Origin of the sequence: Maricaulis sp. (assembly GCF_030149425.1) — a bacterium.
Classification (GTDB): Bacteria; Pseudomonadota; Alphaproteobacteria; order Caulobacterales; family Maricaulaceae; genus Maricaulis.
This window is the reverse complement of record NZ_JASBRQ010000031.1, coordinates 39,329-56,052: the sequence shown is the minus strand read 5'-3', so window position 1 is coordinate 56,052 and position 16,724 is coordinate 39,329. Positions and strand designations below refer to the sequence as shown.

Below are 16,724 nucleotides of genomic sequence, written 5' to 3'. Positions count from 1 at the left end.
CCGGAAGGGGGAGATGAATGAGACAAGCGTGATCAGGCCGGCATCGGACATCAGCTTGGCCACATTTGCAACGCGGCGGATGTTTTCCACTCGGTCCGCATCGGTAAAGCCGAGGTCGCGGTTCAGCCCGTGACGGACATTGTCGCCGTCGAGAGAGAAGGAGTGCTTGCCAAGGGCGAACAGTCGCTTCTGGAGTGCGTTGGCAATCGTCGACTTGCCGGAGCCGGACAGGCCCGTGAACCAGAGGACGGCGGGCCGCTGCCCTTTCTGTTCGGCCAGCGCATCGCGGTCCACATCCATGGCCTGCCAGTGGATGTTCGATGCACGGCGAAGGGCAAAGTCGATGAGACCCAGGCCAACCGTATCATTGCTCATCCGGTCGATCAGGATGAAGCCGCCGAGATTGCGGTTGGCGTCGTAGGGGTCGAACGTGATTGCCTGATCGAGCGAGATCGTCGTGACGCCGATCTGGTTGAGTTCCAGCGTCTTTGCGGGAACATCCGACAAGGTGTTGACATCAATACCATATTTCGGGGCATTCACGGTCGCGGTGACCGTTTTGGCGCCGACTTTCAGAAGGTAGCGCCGGCCCGGAAGGAGCGGGGATTCGTTCATCCAAAGGACGCGGACCTGGAACTGGTCTGACACCTCTGTCGGATCATCCGCCGTGACGATGGCATCACCGCGTGAGGCGTCGATCTCGTCCGCCAGCGTCAGCGTCACCGACTGGCCGGCCACGGCTTCGGGCAAGTCGCCGTCGGCCGTCACGATCCGCGCGATGGTCGATTGCTTGCCGGATGGCATGGATTTCACCCGGTCACCAGGCTTCACCGTGCCGGAGGCAATCTGTCCGGAGAAGCCGCGGAAATCGAGGTTCGGACGGTTGACCCACTGGACCGGCATGCGGAATGATGCGTTGCGGCGCTTGTCGCCCACGGGGACATTCTCAAGGTACTCCATCAGGGCCGGCCCATCGTACCAGTCGGTTTCATCCGACCGGCTGGTGATGTTGATCCCGGCAAGCGCCGACATCGGGATCGGCTGGATTTCGAGATCTGTCGCAAGCTCATCCGCAAAGGCGTAGAAGTCATCGACAATGTCGTTGAAGATCGTCTCGTCATAGTCGACGAGGTCCATCTTGTTTACTGCCAGGACGAGGCGCCGGATGCCAAGCAGCGTCGTGATAAAGGCATGGCGGCGCGTTTGGGTGAGGATGCCTTTGCGGGCATCAATCATCAGGATAGCGACATCTGCCGTCGAGGCGCCGGTCGCCATATTGCGCGTATACTGTTCGTGGCCGGGGGTATCGGCGACGACGAATTTGCGTTTCTCGGTGGCGAAGAAACGATAAGCCACATCGATCGTGATGCCCTGCTCTCGCTCGGCCTCGAGACCGTCGAGCAAAAGCGCAAAGTCGATATCCTCGCCGGTTGTCCCGTGACGGCGGCTGTCGCGCTCAAGCACGCTGAGCTGGTCCTCGAACAACAGCTTGCTGTCGTAGAGCAGACGGCCAATCAGGGTCGACTTGCCATCATCCACCGAACCACAGGTCAAAAAGCGCAATACGCCGCCCTGACCTCCCGAATGAGTCAGGCGATCGATCACGGCATCGCGGGTTTCCATCGCGTCCATTAGAAATACCCCTCGCGCTTTTTCTTCTCCATCGAACCGGCTTCATCATGGTCGATCAGGCGGCCGGACCGCTCCGAGGTCCGCGCCGTCAGCATCTCCACAACGATTTCTTCCAGCGACTGGGCCGAGCTCTCGATCGCACCGGTCAGCGGGTAGCAGCCGAGCGTACGGAAACGGACCATGCGCAGGTCGGGCTTCTCACCCTCGCTGATCGGCAAACGCTCATCATCGACCATGATGACCTGGCCGTCGCGCTCCACAACGGGGCGATGCGCGGCGAAATAAAGCGGCACGATCGGAATGTGTTCTTCCAGGATGTATTGCCAGATATCCAGCTCGGTCCAGTTGGACAGCGGGAAGACCCGGATCGATTCACCCTGCTTGATCTTGGTGTTGTAATTACCCCAGAGTTCCGGGCGCTGGTTTTTCGGATCCCAGCCATGGTTCTGGTCGCGGAAGGAGAAAATCCGCTCTTTCGCTCGCGACTTCTCCTCGTCTCGGCGGGCACCGCCGAAGGCCGCATCATATTGATGCCGGTTCATCGCCGCGCGCAGAGCCTCGGTCTTCATCACCTGGGTGTGCAGGTTGGAGCCGGAATCCCACGGATTGATGCCGCGTTCGACCCCTTCCTGATTGATCTCGACCCGCATTTCCAGGCCGAGCTCACGGGCGATGGCCTCGCGGAAGGTGATCATGTCGCGAAACTTGAACGTCGTATCGACATGCTGCAGCGGGAAAGGCGGGCGCGAGGGATAGAAGGCCTTCAGCGCCAAGTGCAGCATGACCGCACTGTCCTTGCCGATCGAGTAAAGCATCACCGGACGCTCGAACTCGGCCGCCACCTCGCGGATGATATGCATGCTCTCCGACTCAAGCGCCTTCAGATGCGCAGAGAGCGGGCGCTCGCGCGTGGGGGCTTGGTCGCCGTAAAACCGTTGGGCATAGGCCCGGACCTGTTCATCAATGCTGTGCATTCTCGCCTCGGATAAGCCCAAAAAATAGCTGGACAAGTCGCGCGTGCGACCCTGCAGGGACTTAGGATATCCGGGGGGAGAATACTAGCCTGTCAAAACCGGTTTCAGGCCTGAAAATGGCTCGCATCGCAGTCTTTGACAGCCGCGATGACGCGATCGGAATCCGCTTCGCTCAGATCCGGGTGCATCGGCAGTGAGACCACGCGGTGGGCAACGTCCTCGGTCACCGGCAAACCGGCCGGGGCTACCGGGTAGGAGGCGTAGGGCTCATGCAGGTGCAGCGGGATCGGATAATAGACTGCCGTCGGCACGCCCTGCTCCCCGACCGCGGCCCGGAAACCATCACGGTCATTGACCTCAATCGTGTATTGCGCCCAGGTCGACTGCGCGCCATCGATCACGAAGGGCGTTTTCACATACTGACCGAGGCCGGCATTATAGCGATCAGCCACCTTCTGGCGCAGCCGGATCTCTTCGGCAAAGACTGACAGTTTGGACAGAAGGATGGCCGCCTGCAGCGTGTCGAGACGGGAGTTCAGGCCGATCCGGGCGTATTCATAGCGCGCCTTGCCTTCGCCATGGACGCGCACCGACTTCATGACGTCGAAGAGATCGTCATCCTTGCACAGGACCGCGCCGCCATCACCATAACCGCCCAGCGGTTTCGCCGGGTAGAAGCTGACCGTGAGCACATCAGCCCATTCCAGCGAGGACTTGCCGTTGAGCGTGCAACCGAAGCCCTGGGCGCAGTCGGACACCAGCTTGAGATCATGCGCTCGGGCGATCTCGGCAAGCTTGGGGTAGTCCGCCGGCTGGCCGAACAGATCCACCGCGATCACAGCACGCGGTGTCAGCTCGCCATCGGCCTTCACCTTGTCGATCGCCTCAGCCAGGCTCTTGGGGCATAGATTGTAGGTATCACGGTCAATATCGACAAAGACCGGAGAGGCACCGGCGAGCACCACGACCTCGGCGGTGGAAGCGAAAGTGAAGCTCGGCACGAAAACCGCGTCACCCGGGCCAATCCCCCAGGACATCAGCGGAATGAGGATGGCGTCGGTCCCGTTGGCGCAGCTCAGCGCGCGGCCCATACCATTGAACGCGGCGAGCTTTTCTTCCAGCTCGGTCACTTCCGGCCCGAGAATATAGCGCCCTTCATCAAGTACTTTGGCAATGGCTGCATCCATCTGGTCTTTCAGACGGGCGCGCTGAGCTTTGAGATCGATGAAGGGGATCATGTCGGCCATGGAACTACCACTCGGTATGAGATAATCAGAACGGCCGCAGAGGCCATGGCGAGCCGTATAGCGGCCCGCCGTAAGGGCATAAAGTCACGAAAGGTTTCGCTACTCTACGGTGACCGACTTGGCCAGATTGCGCGGCTGATCGACATCGGTGCCTTTGTGGACGGCGACGTGATAGGCCAGCAGCTGCACCGCGATGGAGGCGATGATTGCCGCTGACTGGCCCTCGGCCTCAGGCATCTCGATAATCGAATAGGCGCTGTCGGCCAGGGCTTCGGCACCGCGCTTGTCGGTGATCGCCGTGACCCGGGCACCGCGCGACTTGACCTCCAGAATGGACGACCGCGTCTTGCCGAACAGGGCATCGAACGGGGCGATCACGATGACATCGACATCATCTTCGATCAGCGCGATCGGACCGTGTTTGAGTTCACCGGCAGCATAGCCTTCTGCGTGGATATAGCTGATCTCTTTCAGCTTGAGCGCGCCTTCAAGAGCGAGCGGGAAAAACTCGTTTCGGCCCAGATAGAGGACAATCTCGGCATGGCTCAGCGTATGCGCCAGCTTCTCGATTTGCGGTTCGATATGAAGGGCAGCGCTGACATGGCTGGGCAGGGAGTTGAGCGCCGCGATATGACGCTGGATATCCATTTCGGTGGAATGCCCGCGCTGCTGGGCTGCCAATAGCGACAATGCCGCCAGGGCAGAGAGCTGGCAGGTAAAGGCCTTGGTCGAAGCGACACCAATCTCCGGGCCGGCCAGGGTTGGCACGACAACGTCGGCTTCGCGGGCCATGGTCGAATGCGGGGTATTGACCAGGGCGATGGTCTTGAGCCCGGCCTCACGGCACAAGCGCATGGCCTCAAGGGTATCCGCGGTCTCGCCGGACTGGGAAATGAACAGCGCGGCATCCTGCTTCATGAAGGCCGGGTCGCGGTACCGGAACTCCGATGCAATATCAATTTCGACCGGAAGCCCGGCGAGGCGCTCGAACCAGTATTCGGCAACGCTGCCCGCGTAGGACGCCGTCCCGCAGGCAATGATGAGCAGCCTCGACATGGAGGCGAAATCAATCCCTTCGACGGGGCGCACGGTGGCGGCGCTGTAATCGATATAAGCCGACAGCGTTCGCCCGATGACTTCCGGCTGCTCGTAGATTTCCTTCTGCATGAAGTGGCGGTGATTGCCCTTCTCGGCGATCACGATCGAGGCCGGCGCAGCGACCAGGGCGCGCTCGATCTCCGCACCGGACCGGTCAAAGACATCAATCGTGTCACCGCTGACGACCACGCAGTCACCATCCTGCAGATACATGACTTTTTCGGCAGCATCGGAAATCGCCATGATGTCGGAGGCGAGGAAACCCGCACCGCCACCATTGGCAGCGACCAGAGGCGCCCCTTGGCGCGCGCCGAGCAGGATTCCATCATCACCATCAATCATGGCGGCAAGGGCGAAAGCCCCGTCGAGACGCTGCACGGTTTCAAGCAAAGCCGCACGCGGCGACAAGCCGCGCTCCAGTGCCTGATCGATCAGGTGAGCAACCACTTCGGTATCCGTTTCACTGGCGAAGCTTCGTCCGGTTTCAGCGAGCTCGGATCGCAATTCGCTGAAATTCTCGATAATGCCATTATGGACGAGGCTGACACGGCCGGCCTGGTGCGGGTGCGCATTGACCTCATTGGGAACCCCGTGGGTTGCCCATCGCGTATGGGCAATACCGCTGGCACCGGTCAGCTCGCCATTGAGCTTGGCTTCCAGCGCCGCCAGCTTGCCGGGCGCACGCACGCGCCGGGTTCCGGTCGCGGTCTGCACGGCGATACCGGCTGAATCATAACCACGATACTCCAGCCGCCGCAGCCCCTCGATAAGGACGCGCTCAGCTGCCTGACCGTTAGATACGCCTACAATTCCGCACATGACCGTATTCCCTTATCCGCTCGGTGCGGCTCGCACCTGCAGCATTTCTTCTAGCCGCTACCTAGGGCCGAACGCGACCCGCTTTCAAGTCGGGAAAGGCGCTGACGCCTCACAAGCGAGGTAACAGAAGGTTACACAAACCCCGCCCCGCAGTGTCCAGACTTGCCTCACTGAGTCTTCATGGCCTGGAAGAAGTCCTCATTATCATCGAAGACAGAGTGCAGCGCGCGCGGCAGATTGTCCTTCGAGGGCACGTCCTCATCCTCAACCTTCGAGGAATTAATGCGCTCCTGCAGCGGCTCCAGGCAGGCTGGCCGGTAGGGTTCACCGATGAAACGGCAAATATCGCGGAACATGTCTTCCGGGCGCTCCGTCAGATCCGCCTGGAAAAAGCGCCGCACAACATCGCTACCCAGCTCTTGCTCAGCCTCCCAGGCGGCACCGGCAAGGCGGCGCCAGGTGTCATAGGCATCACGGGCACCCTGCGGATCACCACCAGCAGTATCGAATTTGGCCATTGACCGCACAACTTCATGAGGACTGCGGACAAGGTGGATAAAGCGCGCGCCCGGGAAGAGCGCGTGCAGCTCCTTCACCGAATGGGCATTTTCCGGCGTGCCGTCGACCCAGCGCCGTTTCGGCTCCTTCGGAGCCCGCTGAATCCACATGGTCCGGTTCACCTCACCGCCATTTTGCAGATTGGTGAGCACTTTGCGCACCCGGCGTTCCTGCCCGCGCCGGATGACGTCATGGACAAAGTCCTGCGCCGCTTCCTGAAAGTCTTCTTCGGTGAGGCCACAACGCTCAAAATGCGCGGCCGGCTGCGACGTGCCGTGCGCGTAGTAATCCGGCACGGCGCGGGCGAATTGGGCGATCCAGTAGGTTTCCGGGAGCAGCCAGATATTCGGATGCTGGCCAAGGCACCAGGTTGTGATGCTGGTACCTGAACGATAGGAACCAATGATGAAAATCGGATCTTGATAACCCATTTCGGCCTCGGGGTTTGCTCGGTTAGCTGGACTTGTTCTTGACGCGGCGGGCCCCGGCTTTGACCCGGTGCTTGGTGTTGGCTGGCTTGGTCTCGCCGGACACCGCCTGATCGGACACGATACGCCCTTGGTCAAGGGTCAGGATGCGGGTGCACAAGCCCTCGATCAGCTTGCGATTATGCGAGGCGATGATGAGGATTTTCGATGCCTCCACCGCCTCCCGCATGCGCGCGGCCGCCTTCTGCCGGAAGCTGGCATCACCGACGGACAGCCACTCGTCCATAAGCAAGATATCGGACGGCAATTCCATCGCCACGGACAAGGCCAGGCGCATACGCATCCCGGCCGAGTAGCTGCGCAGGGGCATGTTGAGGAATTCCCCGAGTTCGCTGAACTCGGCGATCTTGGGCATTTTGGCCCGGATCGAGCCGGGCCGCTCGCCCATCAACACGCCACGAAGAAGGATGTTCTCCCAGCCGGTTGCGTCTTCATTCAGACCAAAAGTCAAATTGAGAAAGGACTGGGTTTTGCCTTCAACGACCAGCTCACCATCGCTGGGTGAATAGACGCCGCGCAGAGCACGAAGCAATGTGGTTTTCCCGGAGCCATTCGGTCCCCAGATGCCGACGCGTTCGCCCGGCATGATCTCGAAAGACAGGCGATCCAGGGCGCGTAGCACGGTCCGGTTCCCGACCTGCTGGAAACGGGCGTTCGCGCCATCCTCGCTGTGCGACTCTATCGCTCCGGCGGGAACGCGGAAATCGACGGTCAGGTCGCGGGCGGCAATTTTCACAGCATGATCCATAGCACTCACAACCAATAGACCAGCCGCCGGCGGGCGAAGAGGAAGGCGACCAGCCCCGCCAGATTTGTGAACACCGCCATGCCCAGCACAATGGCGTAAAGGTCCATCTGAACCGTCGGCTGGACGATAGGCGCGCGGATGACCTCGACCATGTAGTAAAAGGGGTTGAAGGCCATCAGCATGGACCGGGTCTCATCGGCCGGGTTGGGCATCCAGATGATCGGTGTCAGGAAAAACACCAGCCGCATTCCGGCGTCAACGAGATGGCGAAAATCCCGAAACCGAGCCGAAACGATGGCTATGAACAGCATCGCCCCGTGCAGCACGGCGAGGTTCAGCACCACGCCTGCCAGCGCCAGATAGACAAACGGCCCAGGCAAAACCTGAGTATAGACCAGCACCGCAGCGATGAGCCAGGCGGACATGGCGAGCTGGATCGCACTGGTGACGAGGCCGCGCAGGATTAGCGTGTTAATGGGCAGAAGCGCTTCGAGGATGATCTTCTGATAGCTGACAAAGACCGTCCCCGCCTGGCTGACATTGCCGAGAATGAACTGCCAGACGATATAGCCGGCACCAATATGCGGCAGGAAGACCTCAATCGGGCGGTCCATGAGATAAGAGAACAAGTAGCCGACACCGAAAACGAAGATCGCATTCGACAGCACTGACCACCAGGTGCCGACGAAGGAACGGCGGTTCTGCAGCTTGACGTCATACAATCCCAGCCAAGCCCAACGGCGCCAGTCCGCGAAGCCGGATAGAATTTCTTTGATGGCTGAGTCCATCGACTACAACGCTCCAAGCGGAAATCCAGAAGGTCGAAGCGAGCTACAGGCCGACTTCGTTGCGAAGCACATCAATACCGCGGTCGAAAGAGTTGTTGCGCTTGGAAAACGCAATAGCGCCTTCCGAAGCACGACCCCAAGCTTCCGCATCATCATAAAGACGCACGATCGCCTCGCACAACTCCGCAGCACCGTCGCGGACGACAATACCGTCGCGCTCATCCGCGGTCATACCCTCCGCCGCCACAGGTGTCGCGATACATGGCAAGCCGTGTGACAGGCTGGAGATCACCTTGCCCTTGGCCCCCGCTCCAAAGCGCAGCGGTGCGACCATGAGACGGCTGGCATCGAGCACATCAGACAGCTCCTGCACAAAGCCGACCGCTTCAATACCGTTCGAGCCACCCAGGTTGAAAACCTCATCGGGCATTTTACTGCCCACGATGCGGAAGACGGCATCGGGCAAACGTTCGCGCACGCCCGGCCAAACGTTCTCGACGAAGTATTTGACCGCATCGAGATTGGGGGCGTGGGCAAAACCGCCGACGAAGACGAGACCGCGACGCGCCGCGAAGCTTGCTTCCGATCCCGGCACGGCCCGGATCAACGGCAGGTGTGAAACTCTCAGGTCCGGCTCGCGCTTGAGCAGGGCATCGCGCTCATAGCTGCTGACGACGATGGAATGGTCAGCCCGGCGGATCAGATCGAGTTCGATCTTCTCGGATCGCTCAGACCGTGAGATCAGCTCGGGATCATTCTTCAAATCACCTTCGCGGCGCTCACGAATGTGATGCAGGTCCACCGTGTTGAAGATGATTTTCGCATCCGGACAATAGTCGCGGATCTTGTCGAACCATTTCGAGGTCGTGTCCATACGGTGCAGTATCACCGTGTCGAACTCGGCTCCGAACTTCTCCAGGAAAGGTTCAAACGGCAACGAGAACGGATGGTAGAGGCATTGCACGCCGGTTCGTTGCAGCTCGCGGGTATAATCGCCGAAGAAGAGGTGATTATCCTCCGGCACGAAGACCGAGGCATAGCCCATTTCCTGCAACATGTGGAACAGGTTGACGACGTCCAGGGAACCGGAGTCCTTGTCCGGTGTCGGCGTCGTCGCATCGATAATCAGCGCAAGCTTTTGAGATCCACGCTGGGCTTCGCGCCACGGCCGCTCGGCGTTCGGGCGATGCCCGGCGAGGACATGTTTCCAACGCTCGTAGAAACGCACCCGGTTGGAGGCCTGGTAAGCCTTCTCACCGGCACCTTCATCCGTGCCGGACGTCTTGCCCTCATAGTGGATGACGCGCGATTGCGGTTGCATCCAGGTCTGCCAGCCCGATTCACGGACCCGGAACGCCATATCGGTATCTTCGTAATAGGCGCGCTCATAGGTCTCGCCATCGAAACCGCGCAAGGCATGCCAGAGGTCGCTGGTCAGGGCGATCGCAGCACCCGAAATGTAATCGGCCTGCCGGGCATGGCAGTATTCAGGCCGGTTCGGATCGTCATTGCGGCCATAATTCCAGGCCGATCCGTCTTGCCAGACAATGCCACCGGCTTCCTGCAGGCTGCCGTCTGGATAGAAGAGTTTTGACCCGACCAGACCGGCTCGCGGGAAATGCTCGAATGTCCCGATCATCTCGTCCAGCCAACCCGGCACCACCCGGGTGTCATTGTTCAGCATGACGAAATACTGACCGCGCGAGACCGATGCACCGGCGTTGCAGGCGTGGATAAAGCCCCGGTTTTCATCCGCGAGCACATAGTTGATCCAGTCCACCTGAGGCAGGAACTCACCGGTTACCGTGTCCGGTGAGCGATCGTCATAGACCACCACCTCGAAGCGGAAGCGGCTCTCATGGCGGCGCAGGCTATCTAGACAGTTCAGCGTATAGGGCAATTGGCCATAGACCGGCACGACGATGGAGACCACCGGGTCCTGATCGCTATTCGCGTTGATACAGGCCGCGACACGGCTGTCATCATTGAGGGACGCCACGGCACCTGCAAAGTCCGGCGTCTCGCCGAGCAGATCAAAGCGCTCCATGAACGCCTCACCCGCCTTCACTTCCGGAATAACGCAATCATCCGGCCGCAAGGCGTAGGGGTCACCGTCCGCGCTGTGCAGCGGGTCATACTCCTGGCTCTGGGCGATCGTGGGCCGGGATATCCGGCCCTCCTCGCGGCCGATACGGATGAAATGCAGCAGCGGATTAACCCCTGAGCGGGCCACGTCCGGGTTGGCTTCAAGATATCCTGCGCTGGAGAAATCAGCGCTTGGATCGCGGCCTTCCTGCGCTCCGCTCGTCAGGTAGTGGATCACCGGGTCTTCATTGGCGACCGCCACATCCCAGTTGCGCGCCAGGTAAAATTCTTCATCGAACGCACCGCTGGCGCGGATCTGTTCGGCCGCAACGGCCAGCTTGGACGCGCGCAACGGATTGCGCGAACGGACCGGCGCATAAAGACCAAGCATCAGTGCGGCCGTACGCCCGACCACGCCCGCATCCATCATCCGGCGCGACAAATCGCTTGCGACAGGACGCGCTGATTTGAGCCGGTCCATGAGCCAGTCATTGCGGTCTTGCAGCGCTTCAAGCTCTGCACCGGAGACCGGGTCGAGGCTCGCCACAATCGGCGCCTCGCCGCTCGCTTCGCTGCCGTCGGCCGGCGCTCCGTTCAATGCTTCATCGACAGCCTGCGACACCGCCGTCGCCGTCGCTCCGCGTGCCGCCTCGAGGTCAGCTTCCAGGGCAGAGATGCGCATTTGTTCCCGCGTCACTGCATCATCGGCAGCGGCCTGGGCAACATTGAGGTCCGCTTCCAGACGCTCAAGGGCGGCGGCCATTTCGTCCGCTTGGGCATTAAGAGCAGACCGCTCTTCATGCGCCGCATTCAACGCCGCCTCGACCTCGGACCGGCGCGCCTCGATATCCCGGTTCTGGGCTAGCGCTCCGTCGCGCTCGCTGACCGCAGCATCAAGACGCGATTTGAGCTTTTCCAGATCGGATTCCAGCGCCCCAATACGGCGCTGCTGTTTTTGATCGGCCTTTTTCAGAGTGGTTCGCTCGGCACGAAGCTTGACCAGCTCGGCCTGCTTGGTCTCAACTTTGACCTGGAGCGGTGCAAGAGCCTTGATCTGCTTTTGCAGTTCAGTGGCTTCGGCTGTCAGGCGATCCCGTTCGGAGACAGCCAGTCCCAGCTCAAGGCGCAGCTCGGCAGCTGTGTCACGCAGATCGCCGAGACCGTCGAGCTGTTCGCGCAAGCGATCACGCTCTTCGCGCAAATGCGCGGTTTCCTTGACCTGTTCCGACAGGTTCAACTGGGCGTTATGGAGCTCATCGCCGGCTCTGCGGGCTTCGTCTCGCGCCGCGCTAAGGTCGCTGGTGAGCTGCAGGACCCGTTCGGATACGTCCTGACGTTCGCTGTCGAGATATTCCACGCGGACTTCGGCAACGGCCAGCTGGCGCTCAGCATGGCTGAGCGCGGTCCGAAGCGACGCGATCTCACCTTCCGCAATACCCACGGCCTGTCGTTGCTGATCGCCCTGACGCCGCAACTCCTCCCGGGCACTCTCCAGGTCTCCCTGAAGCCGGTCGACGGCCTCATCGCGCAATTCCTCAACCTCACGCACGCGGGCCTGCGCCTGCTGCACCTGACGTTTAAGATCGGAGGTTGAAGAGCGCTCCAGCTCAAGCTGCTTCGCCACTTCTTCGCGGCGTCTTTCGGCGGTCGACAGTTCGACTTCAAGCTCATGCGCCCGGCCGCGAAAATCATCATCGACGGCGACGAGCGGAACCAAGCGTTCGTCAACGAGCTTTTCGAGCGCCTCGCCATCACTTCGCAGACGATCGATCTCGTTGCGCGCCTGCTCCAATTCCTTCTGCACATCGGCAACTTGCCGGCGCTCCTGCTCGGTTGCCCCGACCAGCTCGGAATTCTCGGCCACGATACGGGCCAGGCGCTCTTCCAGCTCGACGATGCGTTCGCGATGCCCCAGGGCGACAATTTCAGCCTGGTCGGCCTGCTCCGCCATGTCCGATTTGGCAGCCTCGAGCGCATCGCGCTGGCGAGCAATATCAACCTCGCGATTGCTCAGGGCTTGGTCGGCGACAGCCAGACGCACGGCGAGGTCCTTGACCTCCTGCTCGCGGCGCTCATTGAGGAGACGCGCCTCCTCGAGCTCGCGCTGCATACGCTCTTCGCGCTTCTGGAAAACGGACATGCGCTTTTCGAGCATCTTGTCCAATTCCTCAGCCCGCACTTCAGCGTTGGCAGCCTTGGAGTTTTCCTGCTCCTCAAGCAGCTTGCGCTGCAGCTTCTCGATTTCGGCGCGCTGTTCCTCGGCCAAGGCCTGCTTGGTCGCCGCATCCGCTTCGCCGCTGACACGCAGCGCCTGTTCGCGATCCACCGCTTCGCGAGCGTCATCCAGCTCGCGCTCAATCCCGTCGCGTTCCTGCGCCAGCTCATAGATCAGGTTATCCTGCTGGGCGATGAGCTGTTCGAGAATATCGCCCGTGGCATCGAGATGCATGGCAACGGCATCGACGGTCTGCACCAGACGATCCGGTTCATCGCGCCCGGTCCGGCGCAATTCCTGGAACACATCGCGCACCCAGGTCGTGGTCCGCGGGTCTTCAAACACCGCGTGATCATCAAAATCGTGATGGCGCAGCTCCGGCGACAGGAACTCGTCGATCTCCGCCCCATGGGTCTCGGTGTCGGCATATTCACCCAGGCCCAGCTTGTCGAATATCCGCTTGGCTTGGACGCGCCAGTCTTTCAACAGGTCTGAGTAATTGACGGAGACCCGGTCCACCTCACGACTATTGCGCTCAACCGAGACCAGATAGCGCAACCAGAGCAGCAAAGACTTTTGGTAGGAAAACCGATTACGGCGATCAAGCGAAGCGGCGACCTCGAGCGGGTTGCGGACGGCGATGATCAGCTTGGGGGCCATCCCCAGCATGTCGGCGGCCCGCAGCCAGATCGGGAGCACCAGCGAAATACGAGGGTCCTTGACGATTACCCCACCCTCTTGCGGAAGGGATTGCAGGTGATCGACGATGCGGTCATGAAGGCGTTCGGCCGCTGTCCCGGTCAATGCATCAGCCGGTAATTGGCGGGCACAATCATAGGAATAATCGACCGCCTCAAAGAAGCGATCGTGATAGGCAGCGAGCGACTCCGATTCCCAGAAACCCCGCTCATTGTCCTCGGCGGCAGCCATCAGATCGTCGGCAATTGCGAAACCGGTCAGGTTCACCATGCGGGTGATCGCCGAGGTACCAGAACGGTGCATGCCGGCCACGATGACCAGTGGGCGGCCGGTCGTACCGCTCGCCTCGGTCTTCGTTTCCGCCATTTGATTCCCGTCCGCCATTATTGCCCCCTGCTACCCTGCCTCGCCCGCTCCGGCCCCGCACCCGGTTCAGCGAAAATTCGTTACGCACCGAGAACAATCGGGACTCGGTTGCGTAAACTTATCGAATGAATTGACTAAGCGGAACCACCGTCTACCAAGTCAATGTGTCAAGCCAGTAACTTGAGCAGATACTGGCCATAGGCGGATTTCCTGATCTTCTCGGCCAGTGCCGCCAACTGATCGCGATTAATCCAGCCTTGTTTGAAAGCCTCTTCTTCAGGGCAGCTGATCTTCCAACCCTGACGCCGCTCAATTACGCGTACGAATTCAGCCGCTTCCAGCAGGCTTTCCGTCGTTCCGGTATCCAGCCAGGCATAGCCCCGCCCCATCCGCTTGACCTGCAACTCACCGCGATCGAGATAGACACGGTTGAGATCCGTGATCTCCAGCTCACCACGCTCGGACGGCGTAATGGCCTTGGCAAATTCGCTGGCCCGGCCGTCATAGAAGTACAATCCGGTGACGGCAGAGTTGGATTTCGGGTTTTCAGGCTTTTCTTCCAGGGACAATGCATTGCCCTCAGCGTCGAACTCGACCACGCCATAACGCTCCGGATCATCAACCTCGTAAGCGAAGATCGTCGCGCCGTTTTGCTGCTGCGCGGCCGATACGCAAAGTTCGCGAAAACCCTGACCGTAGAAAATATTATCGCCAAGGATCAGAACACTCGGGGCGCCGGCGAGGAAGTCCTCGGCAATAATCAGCGCCTGGGCCAGGCCTTCGGGACGCGCCTGTACGGCGTATTCGATCCGCATACCCCATTGCGAGCCATCGCCGAGCTGAACCTTGAACAGTTCATTATGCTCCGGCGTGGTGATGATCAGAACCTCGCGAATCCCGCCGGCCATTAGCGACCAGAGGGGGTAATAGATCATCGGCTTGTCGTAGACAGGCATCAGCTGCTTTGAGACGGCCATGGTCATCGGGTGCAGGCGCGTACCGCTCCCGCCCGCCAGAATAATGCCTTTGCGTTCCATATTCCGTCCCCCTAATTCTGTGCGACCAGAGCGGCCACGTCGGCGTCAACAGCGCGACGCCAGTCCGGCTGGTCGATATCGTAGATGCCTTTGATCCGGGCACAATCGAGCACCGAATTGGCAGGCCGCGCCGCCGGTGTCGGATAATCAGCCGTGGTGATCGCATTCACCTTCGGCACATTTTGACCGTACTTCGCGCCTGAGGCAAAAATCGCCTCGGCGAACTGGCGCCAGCTGACCGCTGGAGCACCGCAATAGTGAAAAACTCCACCAGTCCAGCCAGAATTGCCCTGGCCTGCCTGGATCACGCGCAGCACCGCATCGGCAATGCCACTGGCCGGAGTCGGGCCGCCGCGCTGATCATCGACAATGCCAAGTTCATTCCGGCTTTCCGCCAGGCGCAGCATCGTCTTGAGAAAATTCTTTCCGTGCGCGGAAAACACCCAGGCCGTGCGCAGAATAACCGCATCGGGCAAGGCCTGAAGCACCGCAACCTCACCTTCGCGCTTGCTGCGCCCATAAACACCCAGCGGCGCAACCGGGTCGCTCTCCGCATAGTCATGGTCACTGGATCCGTCGAAGACATAGTCCGTGGAAATATGGACAAAACCATAGCCGGCCCGGGCGCAGGCCGCCGCCATGACGCCCGGCGCCACGGCGTTGACGGCCTCGGCCGTGGCCGCATCATCCTCGGCCGCATCCACCGCGGTATAGGCGGCGGCGTTGACGACGGCGACGGTCGCGTCCGGCGCTGCCTCTATGGCGCTGCGAATGGCTCCGGGATCGGTAAGGTCGGCCTGGTCACGCCCCAGCGCGGTCAGGGAGAACCCGGCCGCCTCAGACTGCGCCACCATCTCCGTCGCAACCTGACCCGTCGCGCCGAACATGAGGATGTGAGGACGGTTCATGCCTCAGGCCTTTTGTTTTTCCAGTCCCTGGCGATCGGTCGAATGGCCGCGCTCAAGGATGGCGCGCCACCACCACTCATTGTCCAGATACCAACGGATCGTCATCTCCAATCCGTCGAAACCCTTGATGCTTGGGGTCCAGCCGAGCTCGTTCTTGATTTTCGATGCATCAATCGCATAGCGGAAATCATGGCCCGGACGGTCGGTCACGAAATTGATCAGATCGGCATGCGGGGCACTGTCGGGCTTGAGACGATCCATCACGGCGCAGATCTCGCGCACCAGATCGATATTCGCCATCTCATTATCACCGCCGATATTGTAGGTCTCGCCGAGCCGCCCCTTGGCCAGCACCGTCAGCAAAGCCTCGGCATGATCGTCGACATAGAGCCAGTCACGCACATTCTTGCCATCGCCATAGACCGGAATGGTCTTGCCGTGCAGCGCGTTGAGGATCACAACCGGGATCAATTTTTCTGGAAACTGGTAGGGCCCGTAATTATTCGAGCAATTGGTGATCACGATCGGCAGGCCGAACGTCTCGCCCCAGGCTCTTACCAGCATGTCAGAGCTCGCCTTGCTCGCTGAATAGGGCGAGCGCGGCGAATAGGGCGTTGTTTCGAGGAATTTCCCCTCATCGCCCAGCGAACCATAAACCTCATCGGTCGACACATGGTGGAACCGGAAACGCTCGGCCACTTCTGCCGGTGCTGTATCGAGGTATTCGCGTGCCGCCTGCAGCAAGACGTAGGTGCCGTTGATATTGGTCCGGATAAAGTCCCCCGGGCCGTCAATCGAGCGGTCGACATGGCTTTCCGCAGCCAGATGCATGACGGCGTCGGGCTTATGCTTGGCGAACACATCCCGCATCGCGTCTTCATCCGCGATATCGGCCTGCTCAAAGGTATAGCCAGGATCGCCGGCAACATCCTTGAGATTGTCCAGATTGGCCGCATAGGTCAGGCAATCGACATTGATCACCGACATGGAATGCTCGCCAATCGCGCGGCGGATGACCGCGGATCCGATAAATCCGGCACCGCCGGTAACGAGAAGTTTCAT

General features: G+C 60.5%; 11 protein-coding genes. All 11 read right to left on the bottom strand.

Translation table 11 applies throughout. The annotated features are described in order from the left end of the window. Positions 1 to 1,623 (bottom strand): sulfate adenylyltransferase subunit CysN (gene cysN / locus Q1V57_RS04890; RefSeq protein ID WP_366145080.1); only part of this gene is annotated, 1,623 nt, incomplete at its 3' end. Positions 1,624 to 1,631: 8 nt separating this feature from the next. Beyond that, positions 1,632 to 2,492 (bottom strand): sulfate adenylyltransferase subunit CysD, encoded by an 861-nt coding sequence (gene cysD, locus Q1V57_RS04885; protein WP_366145079.1) that lies wholly within the window; start codon positions 2,490 to 2,492, stop codon positions 1,632 to 1,634. 218 nt (positions 2,493 to 2,710) lie between these two features. Then, positions 2,711 to 3,853 carry a DegT/DnrJ/EryC1/StrS aminotransferase family protein gene (locus tag Q1V57_RS04880; protein ID WP_300528144.1) on the bottom strand — a complete coding sequence of 381 codons (1,143 nt, stop codon included), beginning with the start codon at positions 3,851 to 3,853 and terminating at the stop codon, positions 2,711 to 2,713. A 99-nt stretch (positions 3,854 to 3,952) separates the two neighbouring features. Next, positions 3,953 to 5,770: a glutamine--fructose-6-phosphate transaminase (isomerizing) gene (gene glmS / locus Q1V57_RS04875; RefSeq protein WP_300528142.1), complete on the bottom strand. Its 1,818-nt coding sequence runs from the start codon at positions 5,768 to 5,770 to the stop codon at positions 3,953 to 3,955. Between the two features lie 167 nt (positions 5,771 to 5,937). After that, positions 5,938 to 6,759, bottom strand: coding sequence for a sulfotransferase (locus Q1V57_RS04870; protein ID WP_300528140.1), 822 nt, complete (start codon positions 6,757 to 6,759; stop codon positions 5,938 to 5,940). A 22-nt stretch (positions 6,760 to 6,781) separates the two neighbouring features. Next, complete coding sequence (locus Q1V57_RS04865) at positions 6,782 to 7,552, bottom strand: ABC transporter ATP-binding protein (protein WP_300528137.1); 771 nt, start codon at positions 7,550 to 7,552, stop codon at positions 6,782 to 6,784. A gap of 17 nt (positions 7,553 to 7,569) precedes the next feature. Then, the gene (locus Q1V57_RS04860; protein WP_300528135.1) at positions 7,570 to 8,352 is read right to left on the bottom strand and encodes an ABC transporter permease; all 783 of its coding nucleotides are present in this window, start codon (positions 8,350 to 8,352) and stop codon (positions 7,570 to 7,572) included. A 43-nt stretch (positions 8,353 to 8,395) separates the two neighbouring features. Beyond that, positions 8,396 to 13,717 (bottom strand): glycosyltransferase, encoded by a 5,322-nt coding sequence (locus Q1V57_RS04855; RefSeq protein WP_300528133.1) that lies wholly within the window; start codon positions 13,715 to 13,717, stop codon positions 8,396 to 8,398. A 167-nt stretch (positions 13,718 to 13,884) separates the two neighbouring features. Continuing rightward, the gene (gene rfbA, locus Q1V57_RS04850; RefSeq protein ID WP_300528131.1) at positions 13,885 to 14,754 is read right to left on the bottom strand and encodes a glucose-1-phosphate thymidylyltransferase RfbA; all 870 of its coding nucleotides are present in this window, start codon (positions 14,752 to 14,754) and stop codon (positions 13,885 to 13,887) included. Positions 14,755 to 14,765: 11 nt separating this feature from the next. Further along, positions 14,766 to 15,662, bottom strand: a complete 897-nt coding sequence (gene rfbD / locus Q1V57_RS04845; RefSeq protein ID WP_300528129.1) for a dTDP-4-dehydrorhamnose reductase — start codon at positions 15,660 to 15,662, stop codon at positions 14,766 to 14,768. 3 nt (positions 15,663 to 15,665) lie between these two features. Further along, the gene (gene rfbB, locus Q1V57_RS04840; protein ID WP_300528127.1) at positions 15,666 to 16,724 is read right to left on the bottom strand and encodes a dTDP-glucose 4,6-dehydratase; all 1,059 of its coding nucleotides are present in this window, start codon (positions 16,722 to 16,724) and stop codon (positions 15,666 to 15,668) included.

Coding starts and splice junctions, on each gene's coding strand:
- cysD (WP_366145079.1), bottom strand. CDS start 2,492: ATGCATATCATCCGCGAGGTGGCGGCCGAGTTCGAGCGTCCGGTGATG.
- Q1V57_RS04880 (WP_300528144.1), bottom strand. CDS start 3,853: ATGGCCGACATGATCCCCTTCATCGATCTCAAAGCTCAGCGCGCCCGT.
- glmS (WP_300528142.1), bottom strand. CDS start 5,770: ATGTGCGGAATTGTAGGCGTATCTAACGGTCAGGCAGCTGAGCGCGTC.
- Q1V57_RS04870 (WP_300528140.1), bottom strand. CDS start 6,759: ATGGGTTATCAAGATCCGATTTTCATCATTGGTTCCTATCGTTCAGGT.
- Q1V57_RS04860 (WP_300528135.1), bottom strand. CDS start 8,352: ATGGACTCAGCCATCAAAGAAATTCTATCCGGCTTCGCGGACTGGCGC.
- Q1V57_RS04855 (WP_300528133.1), bottom strand. CDS start 13,717: ATGGCGGAAACGAAGACCGAGGCGAGCGGTACGACCGGCCGCCCACTG.
- rfbA (WP_300528131.1), bottom strand. CDS start 14,754: ATGGAACGCAAAGGCATTATTCTGGCGGGCGGGAGCGGTACGCGCCTG.
- rfbD (WP_300528129.1), bottom strand. CDS start 15,662: ATGAACCGTCCTCACATCCTCATGTTCGGCGCGACGGGTCAGGTTGCG.
- rfbB (WP_300528127.1), bottom strand. CDS start 16,724: ATGAAACTTCTCGTTACCGGCGGTGCCGGATTTATCGGATCCGCGGTC.